This window comes from Proteinivorax hydrogeniformans (genome assembly GCF_040515995.1).
GTDB classification, from domain to species: domain Bacteria; phylum Bacillota; class Proteinivoracia; order Proteinivoracales; family Proteinivoracaceae; genus Proteinivorax; species Proteinivorax hydrogeniformans.
On record NZ_CP159485.1, the window covers coordinates 291,476 to 311,723 of the forward strand.

The window sequence follows — 20,248 nt, forward strand, 5'->3', positions numbered from 1 at the left end:
GAAGCAGTAACTGTTTTGCCGGAGCGATCCCTTAAGTGGCATTACAGGAGTCGCCATGAGCATTTAATTACATTTTCTAACGCTAAGATATATCAAAGCTCATTAATTACTTTCCCCTCACATGTCGACAAAATGCCAGGGTATGGTGTGGAATATGACCTTGTAAAAGATGGAGTATATGACCGCAGTAAAAAAAGAAACAATGTTATTGAAGCAAAAAGAGTGGCTTGCCTTGTATTTGAACATTTGCAAAAAAGTCCGGGCCGTTCTCTGGGGGTTATTACATTTAGTGGAGCACAACAACAGGCAGTAGATTCTGAGATTAGAAAGTTACGACTACAAAACCCGCAATATGAAGAGTTTTTTAAAGAAGATAAAGATGAACCATTTTTTATAAAAAATCTAGAGAATGTACAAGGTGATGAAAGAGATACAATAATTTTTAGTATTGGCTATGCTAAAGATGCAAGTGGTGTGATGTATATGAATTTTGGACCGCTAAGCAGGGAAGGAGGATATCGTAGGTTAAATGTAGCAATAACAAGGGCAAAATATAATGTTAAACTGGTAGGCTCTATTCATCCTACAGATATAGAGCTAGAAAAAACTAATTCTGAGGGAGTAAAGTTGCTTAGAGCATACATTGAGTTTGCAATTAATGGACCAAGAACATTAGAAAAGGAATTAACCTATGACAAGGTAGTTAACCTAGAATCACCTTTTGAGGAGGCGGTATACGACTTTTTAGTATCAAAAGGCTTTAGGGTAGCTACACAGGTTGGTTGTTCTGGGTATCGCATAGACATGGCTATAAAGCATCCTACACTTGATGGACGTTTTGTTATTGGAATTGAATGTGACGGAGCTACTTATCATTCTTCGCGAACAGCTAGAGAACGTGACCGTTTGCGGCAGGATGTTCTTGAAAATATGGGTTGGAAGATTTATCGGGTTTGGTCAACAGACTGGATTAAGGACTCAGTGACAGAAGGGGAAAAGCTAGTTGAGGTAATAAATAATGCAATCAGTGAGTACAATGAAGATACTTTATTCGAAAGTACGCTTGCAAATAAACAATTCCAAAGTGACAAGTTTGAAGAGCAATATCTAGAAACTGAAGTTATAACAACAGGCCAGCTTGAAGAAGGCAATAACAATGGATTTGATTTTCCCGCTTATAAAGAAGCAAATATATCTGAAGTACCGCGGAGCGGTTATCCAACAAGGGACATATGTAATATAATTGAGCATGTAGTGGAATATGAGTATCCAATACATTTTGAATTACTTTGCAAACGCATTGCACCATTTTATGGCAATAAGAAAGCTACAGTAAAAATCCGCCGCCAAGTTGACTCTGGGATTAGCAAAATGAGTAGAAGTTTAATTCAAAAAGGCGACTTTTTATATCCTAAGAACTATGAATCAGTTGTTCCAAGAATCCCAGGTGAAGATGATGTAGTAAGAGCAGTAGAACACATAAGCCCTGATGAACTTATAAGCGCTATGCTGAAAATAATATCAGTAAGCTATGGAATAACTAAAGAGAGCCTTTTTCAAGTAACAGCGAGACAATACGGATACAACAGGATGGGGTCAAAGATTCAAAAAAAGCTTGAAGAAGCATTTGGAAATATGCTGGAAGAGAATAAAGTAGAGGAGACTGAAGGAAGGGTTACTTTAAAGGTTTAAAGGAGCTTGATGAATAAAATTTTTGTAGGGGCAAAGGGTAAAACTTTGAAAATTTCCAGGTCAGGCTTGCAAACACGCAATACTAGGCAAAGTATTAAAAGCAAGGTAGTTGAACAAAAATTCGTCCTTCTTGTCCAACTACCTTATCAATACAACCATTAATTTTCCAACCTTTCAACTTCCATAAAAAGGACATTTCTTAAAGTTAAGACACAAACACAACACATGGAGGAAATGCCTATGAAAATGTATGTTGGTATAACGGATTATAGCTGGTTCAAAACTCTAAAAAGGGAAAACTGTGATGAAATCAACTTCTGGAAGCCTGGGGGTAAAATCAATTTTAAGGCTTTGAATGAAGGGGAGTTGTTTTTATTTAAACTTCATAGCCCTAACGATTATATAGTAGGTGGCGGGTTCTTTTTAAAGTTTTCTATTTTGCCATCCTCATTAGCGTGGGAAGCTTTTGGCGTGGCTAATGGCGCTAACAGTTTAACTGAACTTAATGAACGAGTTTATAAATACAGAAAGACAAGTCGCTTATCTGATCCAGACCCTTACATAGGCTGCATTATTCTATCTAACCCATTTTACTTTGACGAAAGTGATTGGATTCCGGTTCCGAAAAATTGGAGTAAAAATATCGTACAGGGCAAAACTTACGACACTTCAGAGCCATATGGACGATCTCTATACCAACAAGTACAACAAAGACTGACTAGACAAAGCCCCCACCTATCAGCTGTTAAAGCGCAGTCCCCACAAATCTACTACGGCAAAGAACAAAATATAAAACCAAGAATAGGGCAAGGAGCATTTAAGGTTCTAATAACTGACGCATACCAAAGAAGATGCAGCATTACAGGAGAAAAAACTTTGCCAGTGCTAGAAGCAGCTCACATAAAACCATATAGCTTAAAAGGCCCCCATGAAGTAAAAAACGGCCTACTTCTAAGAAGAGACCTACACACTCTATTTGATAGAGGATATATAACAATAGACAAGCAGCTAAACATAGAAGTAAGCAGAAGAATAAAAGAAGACTTCGGAAACGGCAAAGAATACTACACATACCACGGCCAAAAGCTATCAATACTACCAAAAACAAAAGAACACCAACCAGGACACAACTACCTACAATGGCATAATGAAAATGTTTACTTGGGCTAATAAATGCCCGGTTTGTGCAAATGGGGACGGTGACTTTTGTACCCATTATCTGTCAAAAGGTGATTTTAATAAAAAAATAAATAGATAAGCGTAAAACAACCAAATATCAGAGAATCAAAAAAGAACTGTCTTAAATTATTAAACAGAATAATAAGAGATAGTTCTTTTTAAATAAAAATCTGCTAATTTGAAATAGGTTATAAAAAATTCAGAAAAAAACAAAAAAAGTATTGTACATAAAGTATAATTATGGTAATCTATTTATAGACACTTGTAATAAGTGATTGATTTTGATTAGTAAATTTGAATAGGACTAATGATGGTGGTTAATACAGACCGCCTAAGTTTGTCTTACTCAAATTCACAATCCATCTAACAGTTTCTTTATTCATAAAAACACTCCTTATTTAGTTTACTTGTTTTAAGATAAAGCTAGTTCTGCCTGGGTTTAAACTTAGCAGTTTTCGTTCAATTTTAGAGTTTTTAAACTCAGTTCTCACAAATTTTTGTAGCTTTTTCCCACGCCTGTGACCGTGTATTATTATAATTTCTTTGATTACTCTTGCGTTAACTGCTGTAACTAATCTTTCTAAATAAACTTGGGCATCGAAGATATTGAATGTATGAAGGTCAACCATCATTACTTCGTTCTCTTTAAACTCATAATTCATTATACCTCTCCCCTTTTACTATATTTGAAAAAAATAGACACCTATAATAAGCGATTTAAGTTGTAAAGCCTCACATGGAATCAACCTTGAAAAAATATATTTGTGAGGGCAGAATTATACCTGGTCCATGGTATGTTCAACCAGATACGTTTTTACCAAGTGGTGAAAGTTTAATCAGAAATTTGCTTATTAGCAAACATATTTCAGACAGTTATGGCACTTCCTTGAATATAGGTTACTTGCCAGATTCATTCGGTCAGAGTTCATGTATTCCAACAATCCTTAACGGTTTTGATATCAACACCGTCTTATTTTATAGAGGAATAGCAGATGATGATGTAAAACATAATGAATTCGTCTGGAGAGGAAGTGGCAATAGCGAAGTTATTGCAGCTTGGATGCCATCAGGATATGGCAATGGAATGTTTTTAAGTGAAGATATAGAAAAAAATGTTACAGAAGTTCAAAAAAATTTAGAGTTTCTGGAAAGTAGAAGTATAAACGGCAACATTTTGTTGATGAGTGGTAGTGATCAATGTTACCCCAAAAAGCATCTAGTAAAAGCAGCAAAAGAATTAAACTCATACTATAAAGATGAGCAGTATAGTTTCAGAGTTTCTTCTCCAGAGGAATTTTTTAAAGATTTGCTCCCTTTTAGAAATCAAATGGAAGTTCTTACTGGTGAACTTAGAAAAGGAAAGCATAGTAGGGTTCATAATAGCATAGGAGCTACAAGACTGGATATAAAACGAAAAAATTATGATGTTGAACGAAAGTATGAAAATTTGGTTGAACCTTTAAACGCACTTGTTTCCTTGGAAAAAGATATTAAAAATATTGATATAATAAATAGAGGTTGGCGCTACATTGTTGAAAATCATGCTCATGATTCCATTTGTAATGTGTGTACTGACATAATTCATAAGGAAATGGAAATGCGAATTGAATATGCCGACCAAATAGGAGATTATCTTGTTGACGAAAACTTTCAAACTCTTCATTCACTAATAAACTATAAGGATGGTGCTGGTCGACCTATAATTATTTACTCTGGATTTATAGGTGAAACAAAGGAATTAATAGAGGTAGATGTTTACTCAAAGAGTAAAAACTTCACTTTAGTAGATGAAAAAGGTAACGAAGTATATTATATAAAAGAGAGTTGTGAGCAAATAAATTTAAAAGACTTAAAGGTCTCACTAACCCCTTTGCCCGACGACTACTATTATAAGTATAAAGTTAAATTTATTGCTAAATCAAAAGGAATTGGTTACAAAACATATTACTTGCGGGAAAGTGATGACAAAAAAGAAATTGATGAATCCCTTGTTAAAGCAAATAACATATTAGAAAACAGTTATATTAGAGTTGAAGTAGAAAATAATGGAGCCATTACAATATGCGACAAAATAAATAACAAAGTATATAAAAACCAACATATTTTCAGAAACAATGGTAACGCCGGTGACGAATATGATTATTCTCCGCCATATGAGGATTATGAAATACGCTCTATTGACAAGTTAAAGAGTATAAAAATTACTGAGGACACTCCTATAACTGCATCTCTAGAGGTCAAATATACTTTGAAAGTTCCCAAAACAACAAATAATAAAGTCAGAATCAAAGATATGGTTGAACTTGATTTGCTAACCGTTATTACCCTTACAAAAGGTATAAAATATGTTGATTTTAAAACTTTCATTGAAAATACCGCTGAAAACCATCGTATCCAAGTTTTATTTAAATTTGACGAAAAGATTGACAATAATTTTGCCGATAATCAATTTGGAGAAATTGTTCGAGAAAATGTGTTTGAGCAAACTAAGGAAAGCGAAGAATCAAACTGGTCAGAGCGCTATTATCCTATATTCAATCAACATAAATTTAGCGGATTAAAGTCAAATGATGGAACAGGTTTTATAATAATGAACAAGGGATTACCACAATATGAAATTTTGCAAGAAGAAGTTACAACGTTGGCTATCACTTTATTAAGCAGTGTGGGGTACATGGGTAATGAAAACTTGAAATACAGAAAGGGAAGAAGAAGTGGTGCGATGTGTGCTACACCAGATGCGCAACTGTTAGGAAATAGAGTGGCTGAATATGCTTTTATGCCAATAAATAAAGATTTAGACTATCATTCTGTAGCTCACGGCTACACCAACAAAATTACTGGAATATCATATCCGGAGTATGAAAGCCAAGGAGTATGGTCTGATTGTTTGACAGTTATTGAAGGTGAAAACCTGTTAAACAGCACCTTTAAATGTTCTGAAGACGGCGAAGGTTATGTTGTGAGAGTCTTTAATCCTACTAAGAAAACTAAAGAAGCAATAAGCCTAAGCTATAATAGGCATTTGTTCAAAAATATCTATAATATAAACATGGCTGAACAAAACATTAGAGACCACAATGTAAAGATATTAAAAACAAATAATCCTGATATGTCAGATAGTCCAAAACTAAGTGGTGAAATTAAGTATAGTAAATTTGTTAGCAACGACGTTAAGAGCCATAAGTTTATAAAATCATAATAAACACTGGTTTTGAGTCAGCAGTTACAATTAGATTAGCATGGAAAGTAGGTTGTAGCATGAAAAAAGACGACATAATATTCTTAAATAAAGTAAAAGTCCCCAAAATGTGGGGCAACGAAGATTGGGTTATAAGTGCCCATGAAAACAAAGTTTGTAGCATTAAAAATGGACCTTTTGCTGGTAAAACACTACAATGGTTGTGGGAAAATCAAAGGGAGCTTTTTGGAAATATTGATTGCGAATCTTTTCCAATGCTAACGAAAGTAATTACCGCAGAGGATGACTTGAGTATACAAGTTCATCCAGACGATGTATATGCAAAGCAGCATGAAGGAAGTTTAGGCAAAACAGAATGCTGGTACATCATCGATTGTGTCAAGAATGCAGAAATAACCTTAGGCCATACTGCTTGCAGCAAAGATGAACTAGTTGACAAAATTCGCAACGGAAAATGGCTGCAATTATTATATAAAGTTAAGATTAAGCCGGGAGATTTCTATCACATACCTGCTGGCACTGTTCATGGTATAGGCAAAGGAACTGTAATTTTAGAGACTCAGCAACCCAGCGATGTAACATACAGATTATATGACTATGATAGGTTGGAAAATGGATTACCAAGACAGCTCCATCTAGAAGATAGCATTAACGTCATAAATGTGCCACACCGCCAAACAAAGAGAAACGGCAAAATAACTGAATATGATAAAGCTAAGTGCGAGCTATTGGTGAAGGATGAATACTTTACTGTCTTTAAAATGGATATTGCGGGACAACATATAATCCATAATGATAAACCGTTTCTTAATGTAAGTGTAGTAAAAGGTGAAGGTTACGTAGACAATATCCATATATCGGCTAACAGCCATTTTATAATACCTAAAACCCGAAAGGAAGTTGAAGTGAACGGTAATTTGGAGCTAATTATTTCTCATGTGTAGTTTGTTAGTGAAATAAATTTAAAAAACACCACTTTTTGGCTTCAAATAGTGGTGTTTTTCGTGTGTAATCTTGACAAAGCAAACTCTACCTTTCCTCAACCGATGCACCAGTACTTTTAGTCAACAGACGATCAGCAAAGAAGTTTATTGCCCAAGCTCCTATTGGTGCTGTATAGATTATGAATAGCACAGAGATAACCAAGATAAGCTCTCCACCGGGTAGCCCCATTGCTAAAGAGAGAGCGTAATAAACTTTGTGTAATTGGATAAACAAAGGAGATGGTTCAATTATGCAAAGTAAAAACAAAGAGTTGGCAAAGGAATGTAATAGTGTAGAAGAGGTTCAAGCAAGCTTAAAAGACTTGTTTAAAGACACGCTGCAAGAAGTTTTTGAAGCTGAAATGGATGAGCGTTTAGGTTATGAAAACACTCACCTATTGGGACCTGTTTATGGTAAAGTAAAAATACAATAAATGGCCGTCAAAATACAAAAAGTAATTGCCAGTACAATCCAATTATTATATCCTTTTAAGTGGCCACAACTTAGAAGGGGAAAGGGCCCTATGTGTTAGGATAGTTGTCGTATAAGAAAATAAATGCAATAATGAAGTTACGACACTAAACCTAAGGAGATAAAATTATGTCAAAATCTAAAAGTAAGCACTACTGTAACTGGCAAGTAGAATTGGATAAATTTTGGCAAATAATTTTCCCTAATCTTTTTCCAGCTATTCTTTAGATTTTTCTTCAAAAAATGATTCTCTGTGTGCTAATCTATAACTTTTACCTGACATGTTAAATAACTCGCATCTATGGGTGATTCTATCTAAAACAGCTGTAGTTAAAGCTGGGTCACCGAGTAGTTCAGTCCAATCTTCTAGTCCCTTATTAAGAGCCAAGGGGACAGGAACCTTGTCCCACTTTTTATTAGTATAAGCATTGACTTTTCCGATGTTTATGGCAGGGATCTGAGAAAACTACCGGATAGACTTTGCCTAACGGTCGGGACTTACAGTTAGTTATCATAATCTTAGAAGATTATAGTTTGGAAGGATGATATGAATAAAAATAAATTATATAAACTTAAATTAAAGGATGTTAAAAAAGGTGCTGAAGTCATGGTTAGAGTTTTAAGGGGTATACCATGTTTACTCACATATTAGGAAATAAATACAACGATGATATTGCCAAAACAGTTCTGAAATTTCTGCTTAAGCATGCAATTCTTTGTGATGCTGCTTATGCTAGTGGGACGAGGGGACAGGAAGAGGCCACTGAAAAAGTCAGGTTTTAAAATAGTTTCTTACCCTTAGCAAACATAAATTGTTTTTTTATTATAGCTTTTTAAGATATATAACAAAAAGTCCATATTTAAAGAGGATATTATCCCTGCTATCCTCTTTAAATTAACTGCTATGGCAGTAAGTTTGACCTGTGTGTCCACGCTTCTTAGACCGTACCCTCGGGCACGGTCTAGACCATGACTGTTTTTCATTTCGCCATTTTTCCATTCCTGGCAAGCACGGCTTTTATATTTCTGTTTAAACTCAGGCTCTTTTTGCTCCTGACTATATTGATAGAACTCAGGTGTATTAATTCCTATATCTAAAATTTTAGCTATATTTTTTCCTTTAATACACTCTGACCTTTTAAGGCACGATTTGCATTTTTCTCTTTCAAAGTAATATCTATAGCTCTCTTTACCTTTTTTAGTTTTTCTATGTTTTTTCTTAACGGTACTATTTCCTTCACTACAAAACCACTCATCGGAATCTTTATTGTAGCTAAACCTCTCTTCATCAATCTTATACGCCATTTCACTTACTGGAATATACGGTTTTGCACTAATACCATTTATACTATCAAGTATGTTCTTTCTAAAGTAAGCCTTGTCTCCATAAACTTCCTTTACAGAAGTGCAAAACATTGGGGTCTACCATGGAAATATGAGATAGACCCCTAATATATTACGTATAAATTTGTGATTAAAGGGGTCTGATTCTTTAAAAAATTGAGTCACACCCCTTTAAATTATAATATAAACTGATATAATGATTAGCAAACGAGGGTGTGGCTCGCGGGGTCAGTTGCTCAGAAATGAGTTAACTCAGTCCTGAAATGCCGCCCTCGTTTTTGTTGTGTCCGTAACGTTGACCGGGATGATGCCGTCCTACGGGAAGTGGCTCTGCTAGTAGACGTAACGTTGGATTACAACTTTAATTGGGTGCAAATAAAAAATAGGAGGGAGAATGATGCAAGGTCAGCAGATGATAGTTGGTGTAGACGTAGGTTATTACAATCATCATGTAGCTATAGGCTTAGCAGGAGATATTTTAAAGGATTTTGAGATACCCCATAGCCAGAAAGGGTTTAGGTATTTCTTTAATCAAATAACATCTTTTGTACAAGCTTATGAAGTATCAGACATAGTTGTTGGTATGGAGGGGACTAATGGCCATGCTCGGCCATTAGATCAAATGGTTAAAGATAAAGGGTACATGTTACTAAATGTTAATAACCTAAAGTTTGCCCGTTTTAAAGAAATCTTCGCTACACCAGAGAAAAATGACCGCATGGATGCAAGACAAATAGTCACCCTTATGATGATGGCCCCAATGATGGAACAAGGCAAGGAAGTGCTTCAAGAAGTGCATAACACATCTGAGATTGAAACTAAATTAAAACGTATTAGTCGCCGTCGCCATCAGATAGTTAAAGAAAAAGTTATAATACAAAATAGAATGCAAGCAGATCTGCAATCTGTATGCCCAGGTTTTTTGAAAATGTTTGCATCTGTGGATGCCTTTTATGTACTGCGCTTTTTGAGCTGTCGTCCGGACTTGCGTAAGTTAAAAAGACTTAGATTACCGACAATACTCAAGATTCAAGGTGTTGGTAAAGGACATGCTAAAAAGTTACAAAGGTGGCAAGAGGAAGCTAGCTTTGGCTCAGAAGTAGAGTGGGTAGGCCCTATGATAGCAGAAGATGCTTCGCGCTTATTAGCCCTTAAAGAAAGGTTAATTGAATTAGAAAAACAAATCAAATCATTAGTTAGGCAGTCAAGATTGGGCTCTCTTATTCGAAGCATACCAGGCTTTGGCCCTATTTGTTCTGGAATAATAGCTGCAGAAATAGGTACAATTAGTAGGTTTGACTCTGAGGCTGGGTTAGCAATCTACCTAGGTATGGCTCCTCTTGACAATAGTTCTGGCCTATATGAAGGAACAAAATCACCTAAACAAGTTAACAAACATGCGAAAAAAGCTATGATGCAAGCACTGCAGCATCATGTGCGAAGGGTTGATGAATCTAAAGTTTACTTCCAAAAAAAATGTGATGAAGGCAAGAAATACAATCAAGCTCTGCGGTCCTTAGGACGGCATTTAACAAGAGTAATATGGAGTATGATCAAAAACAATAGAAAATATGAACGTCGTGAAAAAGAAACAAGTAAAGCTGCGTAATTTTTAAAAAGCACTTTTTCTAAACTAAGGGAACTTATGTTCAACTATATCCATTTAAAAGAAAAAAAGTTAAAAATAAACATATTATAAAGAAACTTGACAAAACGTACGGGATGTTCAGGCTTTTGATATTTCAATACTTGACCTCCCTTTATTTATTATAATAGACTTTATTGATAAATAGAGGAGTTTTATCCCTAATATCGAAATATGTGCTAGGAGGGATTTTCATGAGCGTTGTGGCAAGTTTAGATGAGATTGTGGAAGCTATGGAGTTGCAAAGTGATGATGATAGTCCATATTTAAGTTTGAAAACGGGAGAAGTTGTGGTGTTATCTGCTGAAGATATTAGGTATGCAGAAGACGAAGTAGATACTGAAACACTGCCAGATTGGCAAAAATATAGTGTTGAGATAGCACAAGAAGTTATAAAAGATGAAGAGGAAAACTACATTCCATTGCCGTCTGAGTTTGTAATACACGAGTATAGCATAATGGAAGCTTTTTGTTATAACCAAGAAGGGGACATAAGAAGTCAGTTATTAAACTCAATACAGAAAAGAGGAGCCTTCAGAAGATTTAAGGATGATATAATACGGTTTGGTATTGCAGATAAATGGTATAAATATAAAGAAGAAGCTTTAAAAGATATAGCAATACAGTGGTGTAAAAGCCACAATATAAAGTATAATTAGTTATTCTGGACAAGGTGTTAAAACCTTGTCCAATTTTTTATTATTAATTGCGTTGAAATGTATTTGCTGCTATAAAAGACTTATAGATCCAGGGATAGGGAATAAACCCCAGATCCTTCGCTAAAGCTCAGGATGACAATCACGTTACCAACGTATTTATGCAAAACATCCGGGTCATGCTTGCAATATTGCAATTCTCACCGTTGAACAGTAAATTAGAGCCAAGGGGGGACAGGAACCTTGTTCCAGACTTTGTTAATATAATCATTAACTTTTCTCACTTATATGAACCATTTCATATATAGGAGCCGAGTGCTTTCTGGTATTTAGGATTACAATCCAGAGCGATGATGTTACAACCCAATGAGGTTTGGGTTCTTATGAGAGCATACAAACAATTAAGGTGGAGCAAATAGACTAAAATAAATCTTTTGAGTTGTCGCAAGAACAAATGTTTGGTAAAATTATACTAAATATAAAGTAAAAGGGGAGAGGCATATGCCAAAGGAAACAAACATGCTAATCTACCAAACAGAAGATGGGAATACAAAAATTGATGTCAGATTGGATAATGGCAATGTGTGGATGACTCAAAGAGCAATTGCTGAGCTATATCAAACTTCAACTCAAAATATTACTATACATATTAAGAACATCTATAAAGAGGAAGAGTTATTAGAAGACTCAACTTGTAAATTTTACTTACAAGTTGGAAAAGAGGGGAATAGAAAAGTAAAAAGAAATACTAGACATTACAACTTAGAGCTAATTATAGCTGTCGGATACAGAGTGCGATCTCATAGGGGGACACAATTTAGACGCTGGGCTACGGAACGCTTAAACGAATACCTTGTAAAAGGATTTACTATGGATGATGAGCGGCTTAAAGATATGCGAGGTTTTGGTCAAGATTATTTTGATGAGTTACTTGACCGGATACGGGATATTCGTACTTCTGAAAGAAGGTTTTATCAAAAGATTACAGATATCTATTCTACCTCAGTGGATTATGACCCAAAAGCTGAAGTCACCAAGGAGTTTTTTGCTACTGTACAAAACAAGTTGCATTTCGCCATACATGGGCAAACCGCTGCTGAACTTATTGCAAATAGGGCTGATGCTAAGAAGAATAATATGGGGTTATATTCGTGGAAGGGGGATAAAGTTAGAAAGCAAGATGTTACTGTTGCTAAAAATTACCTAGATGAAAAAGAACTAAAATCCTTAAATCGAATTGTAACTATGTACCTAGACTATGCAGAGCTTCAAGCTGAGCGCAAAAAGCCGATGTATATGCAAGATTGGATTCAAAAGCTTAACGCTTTCTTAGAGTTTAATGAACATGAGATATTGGATAATCCGGGAAGAGTTAAAAGAGAAGTGGCGGATAAACTGGCCGTGGAGCAGTATGAAAAATACAATGACTTGCGCTTGCAAAATATTGAAGGTGATTTTGATAAATTTATTGAAGAGAAGCATTTGAAGAAATAGGGCATAAGTTAGATGTCAAGTTATAAGGTCCTAATAACTGATGCACACCAAAGAAGGTGCACCATAACAGTATAAATGGAATAAAACATAGGGGCAGGCCTCTGATATTCTGGCCCTTTTTATCGCTGTTTTTACCTATGCAAGCCACCCAGGGTCAGACAAGAGTACAAAGAGTTTATGTTAAAGAATTCTAAAGAAGGGGTTAGAATATAAATATATTAAGGAGGGATTAATATGTTAACTTACTTTATCATACTTACTATAGCAGCAGTAGTATGCCTTGTTATCGGTTGGTTAATATGGAAAAAACAAAAAACAAGCCTAATACATGGATACCACCTAGATAATATTGAAGATATGGATGGCTATAGCCGTGCCGTTGGAAAATCAATTTTCATATTAGGTATTTGGATGCTACTTAATGGTTCAATAAGTTTTCTCCCAATTATTTCAACTAATATCGCAGCTTCCATACTTGTAGCCGGGGTAGCTATATTTGTCATAGCAATGCTAAAAATACAAAAGAAGTACTCCGGAAGGCTTTTATAAAGGAAGCAAAAAGCATCACTTGGAAGATGAATTTCGAATCATCGAACAGCAGTTTGGCTGCTTATTTCGCTATTAGTTTTTATTCATCTTAACGCAAACCGAATGGGTATAAAGGAGAAATTATCCTCAACATAGAATAATAGTATGGGACTTGATTAGCACGTATAGAAGGGGCCTAACTAGAGTAGGGTAAAAAGAATCTTAAGCTTATAGGAAGGTATATGGAAAGAATGCTTAATGTGCGCTCTAGATAATCATGTAGAAGGGGAAATAAAAAGTTGGTTGGGTGTAGCGTTTGATAATAAATACAAGATTGAGCTAATAAATGCTGAGTTTGTGGGAAGGTTTGACACCCAAGAGTAGTAAAGGAGATGATAACGATGTCAAGAAGTATATTTAACATAACATTAATATTATTATTACTAGTGTTAATGGTAGGCTGTACAAATGAGCCGCCTGCAAGTTCCAATGAACCCCCCTCTAGCGAGTCATCAGTAAATGATGGTCTGGTCAAAATACAAGAGGTGACAGTATGGGAGATTGAGGAGTATTTAGAAAATCATAAAGAAGTTTTCCCCGGCACAAGGTTTACCTTTGAAGATGTAAAACACTTAATGGTTTCTCCAGAGGAGATTATTCAATATTTTGGCGAACCTGATCACCGTGAGATTTCTGATGCGGAGGACGGTTTAGTGAGAAAAAATCTGTTTTTCGAAGAAAAAGGTGGTGCAAGCTTTGTTGAGGCAGATGATGATTTTGTTTTAAGCAACATAACAATTACCTCATCTATTTCAGAAGCACCAATCTCAAAAGGTGTACGAGGAATACAGGTAGGAGATGACTTTATGGAAGTTATTAAATCCTTTCCTATAGAGGAGATAGATACAGTAGAAAATCTTGCAGGCTTATACGGCAAAGTAGGATTGGATGAAGATCTTAATTTTACGATGTCAGATGATGTTGGGTATCTATCATTTGGGCTAAGAGATCCGTCTATAAGTGGAATGACTGTAAAACAAGGGGAAGCTAAGGTCATTTTTAGTCAGAGGCACGGCGAAGTAAGCAAAATTTATATTGGTATTGATTTGAACCACTATTTTTAAAGCAAGGGGGAACTTTAAAGAAGATTTCATAAATCAGCAGCTATAGCTATTGTTTTATGAAATCTATCTTTGCCAACTTATTTTTAGGGTTTAAAAATCTCTAAGAACGGCAAGTTTGGATAAGGAATGAAAATTATAGAAAAAAGAGGAATTTTATGCCTGCTTGTTTTGCGAATGAAATAAAAATTGTGCTGCTTACATGCTCTTTAAAAATTCAAAATGATGTAAATAAGTATCAAAAGAGGTGACTGTATGAAAAAAATCAGTTTAACACTTATAGCCTTACTAATTATTGTTTTGACAGTAGGATGTAATGGATCTAAGGAAGAAGATTTTAAAAATCAGAATGAAGCAAAGGTAGAGGACTTAAATGGTGACAAACCTGCTGACACTTATGATGAAAAGAAGATAGTGCTTTCTGACGATAAGGCTTATGAAAGTTATATTGAGCAGGTGCTAGATACCTTTGCACCATATTTTTTTCAATATAGCTTAGATTTCTCTAATAAGCATATCTATTCCAGCCCAGAAGAATATATGGAAGACTTTATAGATGACTTCAAACCTACAGCAGAGAAAGCTTTAGAAGGTGTGACTTCAGTTATGGTAAATCATGATGAGATTATGGAAATTCATAATTCTTATATTGAGAGTTGGAAGTTATATGTGGAAGCTACTGTTATGCAATCAAAAGAGTATAAGGCAGGAAGAAATAATATTTTAGACAAGGCAGTTGTCCTTTATGAAGAGTCTCATGAACTAAAAGAAATGCATGAGTCTATGTTGAAGAATTTTGCCAAAGAGCGAGGGTTTGAGTATATACCTTTAGACTTTAGAGCGGAACAGTAGAAATTTTAGGGCTAGGTTTATGCATACCGGCCCGAGCCTTTGCGGTTAGAACATTTAGGCAGATAGATGGTTGAATCCACGATATAAATAAATTGTGGCCATCACTGCTAAAGGAAATGTAATAAAGGCAAAAACAGCTCTCAATAAAATTATAAATAGCATTGTTCCTACATTATAACTAAGAAAAACTGGAGTAAAAACAACTAGAAAAACTGGAGTAAAAACAACTAGAAAAACTAATATTAAAAACAAAAATAATTTAAACCCTTTATCAGTTGTTAACTCCCAGCGTTTACTTAATGAATAAAACACCCTTTATCTTTATCCACCATATAATGGGAAAAGAGCAAAACCTCCGGGTCAGGCCTGCAATATTGCAATACTAGATAAAGTAGTTAAAGCAAGGTATTTGTACAAGGATATCCCTTTTTGTCTAAATGCCTTATCAATACAAGCATTAATTTTCCAACCTATCAATTTCCATAAAAAGGACGTTGCCTCTAAAATGTAAAAAAGGGGGTCAGGCTTTTGATATTTCAATACTTGACCTCTCTTTATTTATTAGGATAGACTTTATTGATAAATAGAGGAGTTTTATCCCTAATATCGAAATATGTGCTAGGAGGGATTTTCATGAGCGTTGTGGCAAGTTTAGATGAGATTGTGGAAGCTATGGAGTTGCAAAGTGATGATGATAGTCCATATTTAAGTTGAAAACGGCAGAAGTTGTGGTGTTATCTGCTGAAGATATTAGACATGCAGAAAATGAAGAGGGTATTGAAACACTGCCAGATTGGCAAAAAGATAGTGTTAAGGTAGCGCAAGAAGTTATAGAAGATGAAGAGGAAAACTACATTCCATTGCCGTCTGAGTTTGTAATACACGAGTATAGCATAATGGAAGCTTTTTGTTATAACCAAGAAGGGGACATAAGAAGTCAGTTATTAAACTCAATACAGAAAAGAGGAGCCTTTAGAAGATTTAAAGATGATATAATACGGTTTGGTATTGCAGATAAATGGTATAAATATAAAGAAGAAGCTTTAAAAGATATAGCAATACAGTGGTGTAAAAGCCACAATGTAAAGTATAATTAGTTATTTTGGACAAGGTGTTTAGACCTTGTCCATTTTTTCACGCCAACAAGTACAAATGTGATTTCAAGGGGACAGCAACTTTGCCCCAGACTTTGTTAATATAATCATTAACTTTTCTAACTTATATGGCCCACGTCATATATAGGAGCCGAATGTCTTTATGGTAGTTAGGATTACAATCCAGAGCGATGATGTTACAAACCAACGAGGTTTGTTTTTATGAGAGCATACAACTGAGATAGTATACAGTGCAGAAGGACATGTGGGATGCTTTATTATCCCGCTTGAGCCAGTCGCCCTATGGCATGGAGCCTAAATGGGGCAAAGAAAGTTTAGTGGTTACAGTAATGGGAAATGGTGCAAACCTAACAAGAGTAGCGCTAATAGGCTTTAATAATAAAATTAGCATTTAAACCTAATGTTCCTGGTGAGCCCAGAGATTATAACAGTGGCGCCGCAGAGAAGCATTGGTAGACTGGACGGATCAAGGCAGCCATGGTCTTGTTAAATGTTATATATATTGTGGAGAGGAGGTTCTTTTTTTAAACCTACAGTGCCTTGACACAATCTTAGCATCTGCCTTATTTGGAGGTTTTTATATTTTTAGTGTATAATAAGTCAAAGTAAATCTAGAATTTGTTTTCACATAAAGACTGGGAGGTGGCAGGTGAGTGTAATGTATAAATTTGGAAACAATTCTATAATTTACATCATTAAATTAATAAAGGTTTTTTAAAAAGAAGGCAGAACAAGCATTATGTAAACTAGACGAAATTGAGCCATGGGGGGATAATCAATGAACCGTCAAAATACCTTGCAATTGCTTTTAGACTCTTTGCCAATTATAGCTAAGATATCAGGGGGATATGCTGCTGTTACAGATAAAGAGGGAAGAAGGATTAAAACTATTGACTCTGCTGGAGAAGAGGTAACTGAGCTAGTTAATGTTTTCTATGATTCAGCTGCAAAAGCTGCTAAAAAAGGAACTGCTGTTTCGGGATGCTCAGAAATTGAAAAGGGAGCACAGGCTTGGTGTATACCTATTGATGATTATGTTCTTTGCAGTAGTAATATTGAGAGAATAAGGAGTAATAACAGGCTAAAAGAAGCGTTGATTCAATCCCTTCCTTTTATTTCTCGTGCAGCTGGAGGAGAGGCAGTGGTGTTTGATAAAGAAGGTGTTAGAGTCGCAACTGTCAGTTCTCATGGAAAAATAAAGGAAGGTTATTTAGGGACTGTAAGCAAAGACGCTAGGGAAGCGATGGTTAGTGGAAAACCAAAGATAGGGGATTCAAACTATATAAATGGAGCAAAAGCTGTGCGCATCCCTATTACAAAAGAGTTTGGTTTTGGTTTTAATAACGAGGATACTACAATTAAAAACCAAAGACTGATAAATGAAGTAAAAAAACACCAAAATGCTAAATATAGTCTATCAGACATAATAGGCAAGTCTGCTCCTATAGAGAAAGCAAAAAAAATAACAAAGATCGCAGGGGAGTCCATTTCTAGTGTATTGATTTATGGTGAAACTGGTACGGGCAAAGAATTGTTTGCTCAGTCAATACACAATTTGAGTGAACGCAAAACAAAACCTTTTGTAGCAATTAACTGTGCTGCTATTCCCCCCAATTTAATGGAAAGTAATTTCTTTGGCTATGAAGAGGGTGCCTTTACAGGGGCTAAAAAAGGAGGAGCTGCTGGGGTTTTTGAACAAGCTAATGGAGGCACAATTTTTTTAGATGAAATCAGCGAAATGGATTTAGACTTGCAATCTAAGATTTTAAGGGTGTTACAAGAAAGAGAAGTTAAAAGAATAGGTTCCAATAAAGTTATTTCCTTAGATATAAGAGTAGTTTCTGCTACGAATAAGGGCTTAGAACAAATGGTTCAAAAAGGGGATTTTAGAGAGGACTTATATTACCGATTGAATGTAGTAGATATATTCTTGCCGCCACTGCGACACATAAAAGAGGACATCCCTGACATAGTAAGAAACACCATAAAAAAGATGAATATTGATTTTGGCAAATTTGTGGAAGATATTGATGAAGAGGCATTGCACTTTATGGTCGAGTACAACTGGCCAGGAAATGTTAGGGAGTTAACAAATTGTGTTGAAAGGGTTTTCAATGTTATAGGAAATAACAACATTATAACAAAAGAGCATCTACCAAGTAAGTTAATTGACAGCAGCAACCAAAACAAAGTAGAACATGAAGATTTAAAAAGTATGCTGGCTGGTTATGAAAAGAAAATCATTGAAAACGCCTTGAAACAACACAATGGAGTTAAGTCAAAAGTAGCAGAGTCTTTGAAGATTAGCACTACAACTTTATGGCGAAGGATGAGGGATTTAGATATTAAGGACAGTTAAACTTCAAATGTGAAAAACCATTGCAAAAGTGAAAAAATAGAATAATGCCTGCTTTTATTAAATTTTAAGAAATTTTAATAAAGTAGTTCTTTCAGAGTTGAAAAGGTTTTTGTACTTAGTGGTACAAAAACCTTTTTTTATCGCAGATAACCGTTCGTAAAACCCTCGCCTCAAAATAGAGAAAAAAATCTACTTAGGCGGGAGATAACGGACGCTAATGTCCTGATTCACTCAACTAACAATCAGTGGGAGAAAGATAAAAACTCCCATTGAATGAAGTTTTCGTTTTATACTACTTTAAAAGTGGCATAGAACTTGCACTAGGTAATTGCAAGTGCAAAATAGTACTAATAAAAATTTGGGAGGGATGTAGTTAAAAAGTTAAAAGGTTTGAAAACACACAAAAATTCTAAAAAAAACAAGGAGGCTTAAAACTATGTCAGCACTTGCAATTAAAAATATTGGACTGTTAATAACAGGTGATTTGGACGCACCATTATCAAAAGATAATACTATTATTGTGATTAACGGAAAAATTGAAGCTATAGGTGGACAAGAATTAATTTCGAAATATCAGTGCGATAAGGTAATAGACGCAAATGGCACAACAGTTGCACCTGGTTTTATTGACTCTCATACGCATCCCGTATTAGGTGACTTCACACCTAGGCAAAACACAGTAGGATTTATTAATAGCTCTCTTCATGGAGGGGTCACCACCATGATTTCTGCTGGCGAACCACACACACCAGGCAGACCCAAGGATGTCTCAGGAGCTAAGGCTTTGGCAATATTGGCTCATAAAAGCTCTCAAAATGTTAGACCAGGTGGAGTAAAGTTGCATGGTGGAGCAGTTATTTTGGAACAAGGCTTTACAGAAAGAGATTTTATAGACCTTAAAAAAGAAGGGGTTTGGTTAGTAGGTGAGGTTGGTTTAGGCACTGTAAAAGATCCTAGTGAAGCAGCACCCTTAATTGAAATGGCAAAAAAATACGGCATGAAGGTTATGATGCATACTGGTGGAACCTCAATTCCTGGTAGTAGTACTATTGGTTTTGAAGATGTTGTAACCGCTAAGCCTACAGTAGTTTCTCATGTAAATGGCGGACCAACATCTATACCTATTGAAGATGTGAAAAAACTGATAGACGAGACAGATTTTATCCTAGAAATAGTTCACTGTGGAAATTCCAAAGTAATGAAAGAAGCAGTGGAGTATGCTGTTGAAAAAAATCAGTTGCATAGATTTATTATCGGTAACGATTCTCCATCAGGAACTGGGATAATACCTCTTAGTATTTTAAGGGTAGTATCGTATTTGGCTTCAGTTTGTAATATTCCTGCTGAGAAGGCAGTTTGTATGGCAACTGGGAATACTGCAGATGTTTATGAATTGAATGTTGGTAAAATTGAAAAGGGAAGAGAAGCAGATTTTGTTATAATGGATGCACCTATGGGGTCCGTTGGTTCAAATAGCATCGAGGCTTTAGCAGCAGGAGACTTATGTGGTATATCTAATGTAATTGTTGATGGCAAAATTATGTTTGAAAAAAGTAAAAACACACCACCAGCAGTAAGAAAAAGCAAAGTTATAAAATAACGAAAA

Annotated in this window: 18 protein-coding genes and 2 pseudogenes; 17 read left to right on the forward strand and 3 right to left on the reverse strand. The window is 35.4% G+C overall.

Annotated features, from left to right (window positions below; genetic code table 11):
* Positions 1-15: 15 nt before the first annotated feature.
* Positions 16-1,692, forward strand: a complete 1,677-nt coding sequence (locus tag PRVXH_RS01505) for a DUF3320 domain-containing protein (protein ID WP_353893555.1) — start codon at positions 16-18, stop codon at positions 1,690-1,692.
* A gap of 240 nt (positions 1,693-1,932) precedes the next feature.
* Positions 1,933-2,862, forward strand: a complete 930-nt coding sequence (locus tag PRVXH_RS01510; RefSeq protein ID WP_353893556.1) for an HNH endonuclease — start codon at positions 1,933-1,935, stop codon at positions 2,860-2,862.
* A gap of 407 nt (positions 2,863-3,269) precedes the next feature.
* On the opposite strand, the gene PRVXH_RS01515 is transcribed toward PRVXH_RS01510, so the two are convergent.
* A complete protein-coding gene (locus tag PRVXH_RS01515) occupies positions 3,270-3,533 on the reverse strand; it encodes a hypothetical protein (RefSeq protein ID WP_353893557.1) in 264 nt (87 codons plus the stop codon).
* Positions 3,534-3,607: 74 nt separating this feature from the next.
* Between PRVXH_RS01515 and PRVXH_RS01520 the strand changes: the two genes are divergently transcribed.
* The 3 genes and pseudogenes from PRVXH_RS01520 to PRVXH_RS01530 form a co-directional block, all read left to right on the forward strand.
* Entirely contained in the window at positions 3,608-6,073 is a 2,466-nt protein-coding gene (locus PRVXH_RS01520) for a glycoside hydrolase family 38 C-terminal domain-containing protein (RefSeq protein WP_353893558.1), read from the forward strand.
* 59 nt (positions 6,074-6,132) lie between these two features.
* On the forward strand, positions 6,133-7,017 hold the full coding sequence (manA, locus tag PRVXH_RS01525; protein WP_353893559.1) for a mannose-6-phosphate isomerase, class I: 885 nt from the start codon (positions 6,133-6,135) through the stop codon (positions 7,015-7,017).
* 290 nt (positions 7,018-7,307) lie between these two features.
* Positions 7,308-7,459 (forward strand): annotated as a pseudogene (locus PRVXH_RS01530) (IS256 family transposase); the annotation flags it as partial.
* 286 nt (positions 7,460-7,745) lie between these two features.
* On the opposite strand, the gene PRVXH_RS01535 reads toward PRVXH_RS01530, so the two are convergent.
* The gene (locus PRVXH_RS01535) at positions 7,746-7,985 is read right to left on the reverse strand and encodes an ATP-binding protein (protein WP_353894526.1); all 240 of its coding nucleotides are present in this window, start codon (positions 7,983-7,985) and stop codon (positions 7,746-7,748) included.
* 176 nt (positions 7,986-8,161) lie between these two features.
* Between PRVXH_RS01535 and PRVXH_RS01540 the strand changes: the two genes are divergently transcribed.
* Positions 8,162-8,311 (forward strand): hypothetical protein, encoded by a 150-nt coding sequence (locus PRVXH_RS01540; protein WP_353893560.1) that lies wholly within the window; start codon positions 8,162-8,164, stop codon positions 8,309-8,311.
* A 15-nt stretch (positions 8,312-8,326) separates the two neighbouring features.
* Here the strand turns inward: PRVXH_RS01540 and PRVXH_RS01545 are convergent.
* A pseudogene (locus PRVXH_RS01545) lies at positions 8,327-8,923 on the reverse strand (transposase); the annotation flags it as partial.
* Positions 8,924-9,266: 343 nt separating this feature from the next.
* On the opposite strand from PRVXH_RS01545, the gene PRVXH_RS01550 reads away from it, so the two are divergent.
* The 11 genes from PRVXH_RS01550 (at position 9,267) to PRVXH_RS01600 (ending at position 20,242) form a co-directional block, all read left to right on the forward strand.
* Positions 9,267-10,481, forward strand: coding sequence for an IS110 family transposase (locus tag PRVXH_RS01550; RefSeq protein WP_353892797.1), 1,215 nt, complete (start codon positions 9,267-9,269; stop codon positions 10,479-10,481).
* Positions 10,482-10,711: 230 nt separating this feature from the next.
* Positions 10,712-11,176: a UPF0158 family protein gene (locus PRVXH_RS01555; RefSeq protein WP_353893561.1), complete on the forward strand. Its 465-nt coding sequence runs from the start codon at positions 10,712-10,714 to the stop codon at positions 11,174-11,176.
* A 498-nt stretch (positions 11,177-11,674) separates the two neighbouring features.
* On the forward strand, positions 11,675-12,667 hold the full coding sequence (locus PRVXH_RS01560; RefSeq protein WP_353893562.1) for a virulence RhuM family protein: 993 nt from the start codon (positions 11,675-11,677) through the stop codon (positions 12,665-12,667).
* A gap of 234 nt (positions 12,668-12,901) precedes the next feature.
* The gene (locus PRVXH_RS01565; RefSeq protein ID WP_353893563.1) at positions 12,902-13,216 is read left to right on the forward strand and encodes a DUF3784 domain-containing protein; all 315 of its coding nucleotides are present in this window, start codon (positions 12,902-12,904) and stop codon (positions 13,214-13,216) included.
* 237 nt (positions 13,217-13,453) lie between these two features.
* A complete protein-coding gene (locus PRVXH_RS01570; protein WP_353893564.1) occupies positions 13,454-13,579 on the forward strand; it encodes a hypothetical protein in 126 nt (41 codons plus the stop codon).
* A 17-nt stretch (positions 13,580-13,596) separates the two neighbouring features.
* The gene (locus PRVXH_RS01575; RefSeq protein WP_353893565.1) at positions 13,597-14,319 is read left to right on the forward strand and encodes a hypothetical protein; all 723 of its coding nucleotides are present in this window, start codon (positions 13,597-13,599) and stop codon (positions 14,317-14,319) included.
* Between the two features lie 252 nt (positions 14,320-14,571).
* Positions 14,572-15,168, forward strand: coding sequence for a hypothetical protein (locus PRVXH_RS01580; RefSeq protein ID WP_353893566.1), 597 nt, complete (start codon positions 14,572-14,574; stop codon positions 15,166-15,168).
* 576 nt (positions 15,169-15,744) lie between these two features.
* Positions 15,745-15,882: a hypothetical protein gene (locus PRVXH_RS01585; protein WP_353893567.1), complete on the forward strand. Its 138-nt coding sequence runs from the start codon at positions 15,745-15,747 to the stop codon at positions 15,880-15,882.
* Positions 15,883-15,899: 17 nt separating this feature from the next.
* Positions 15,900-16,265: a UPF0158 family protein gene (locus PRVXH_RS01590; RefSeq protein WP_353893568.1), complete on the forward strand. Its 366-nt coding sequence runs from the start codon at positions 15,900-15,902 to the stop codon at positions 16,263-16,265.
* A gap of 796 nt (positions 16,266-17,061) precedes the next feature.
* Positions 17,062-18,642: a sigma 54-interacting transcriptional regulator gene (locus tag PRVXH_RS01595; RefSeq protein WP_353893569.1), complete on the forward strand. Its 1,581-nt coding sequence runs from the start codon at positions 17,062-17,064 to the stop codon at positions 18,640-18,642.
* A 436-nt stretch (positions 18,643-19,078) separates the two neighbouring features.
* Complete coding sequence (locus PRVXH_RS01600; RefSeq protein ID WP_353893570.1) at positions 19,079-20,242, forward strand: amidohydrolase family protein; 1,164 nt, start codon at positions 19,079-19,081, stop codon at positions 20,240-20,242.
* Positions 20,243-20,248: the final 6 nt, after the last annotated feature.

Bases quoted from the DNA above. Each gene is read 5' to 3' on its own strand.
- PRVXH_RS01560 (WP_353893562.1), top strand. From the start codon at position 11,675: ATGCCAAAGGAAACAAACATGCTAATCTACCAAACAGAAGATGGGAAT.
- PRVXH_RS01580 (WP_353893566.1), top strand. From the start codon at position 14,572: ATGAAAAAAATCAGTTTAACACTTATAGCCTTACTAATTATTGTTTTG.
- manA (WP_353893559.1), top strand. From the start codon at position 6,133: ATGAAAAAAGACGACATAATATTCTTAAATAAAGTAAAAGTCCCCAAA.
- PRVXH_RS01510 (WP_353893556.1), top strand. From the start codon at position 1,933: ATGAAAATGTATGTTGGTATAACGGATTATAGCTGGTTCAAAACTCTA.
- PRVXH_RS01595 (WP_353893569.1), top strand. From the start codon at position 17,062: ATGAACCGTCAAAATACCTTGCAATTGCTTTTAGACTCTTTGCCAATT.
- PRVXH_RS01520 (WP_353893558.1), top strand. From the start codon at position 3,608: ATGGAATCAACCTTGAAAAAATATATTTGTGAGGGCAGAATTATACCT.
- PRVXH_RS01570 (WP_353893564.1), top strand. From the start codon at position 13,454: ATGTGCGCTCTAGATAATCATGTAGAAGGGGAAATAAAAAGTTGGTTG.
- PRVXH_RS01515 (WP_353893557.1), bottom strand. From the start codon at position 3,533: ATGAATTATGAGTTTAAAGAGAACGAAGTAATGATGGTTGACCTTCAT.
- PRVXH_RS01540 (WP_353893560.1), top strand. From the start codon at position 8,162: ATGTTTACTCACATATTAGGAAATAAATACAACGATGATATTGCCAAA.
- PRVXH_RS01565 (WP_353893563.1), top strand. From the start codon at position 12,902: ATGTTAACTTACTTTATCATACTTACTATAGCAGCAGTAGTATGCCTT.
- PRVXH_RS01575 (WP_353893565.1), top strand. From the start codon at position 13,597: ATGTCAAGAAGTATATTTAACATAACATTAATATTATTATTACTAGTG.
- PRVXH_RS01600 (WP_353893570.1), top strand. From the start codon at position 19,079: ATGTCAGCACTTGCAATTAAAAATATTGGACTGTTAATAACAGGTGAT.
- PRVXH_RS01555 (WP_353893561.1), top strand. From the start codon at position 10,712: ATGAGCGTTGTGGCAAGTTTAGATGAGATTGTGGAAGCTATGGAGTTG.
- PRVXH_RS01550 (WP_353892797.1), top strand. From the start codon at position 9,267: ATGATGCAAGGTCAGCAGATGATAGTTGGTGTAGACGTAGGTTATTAC.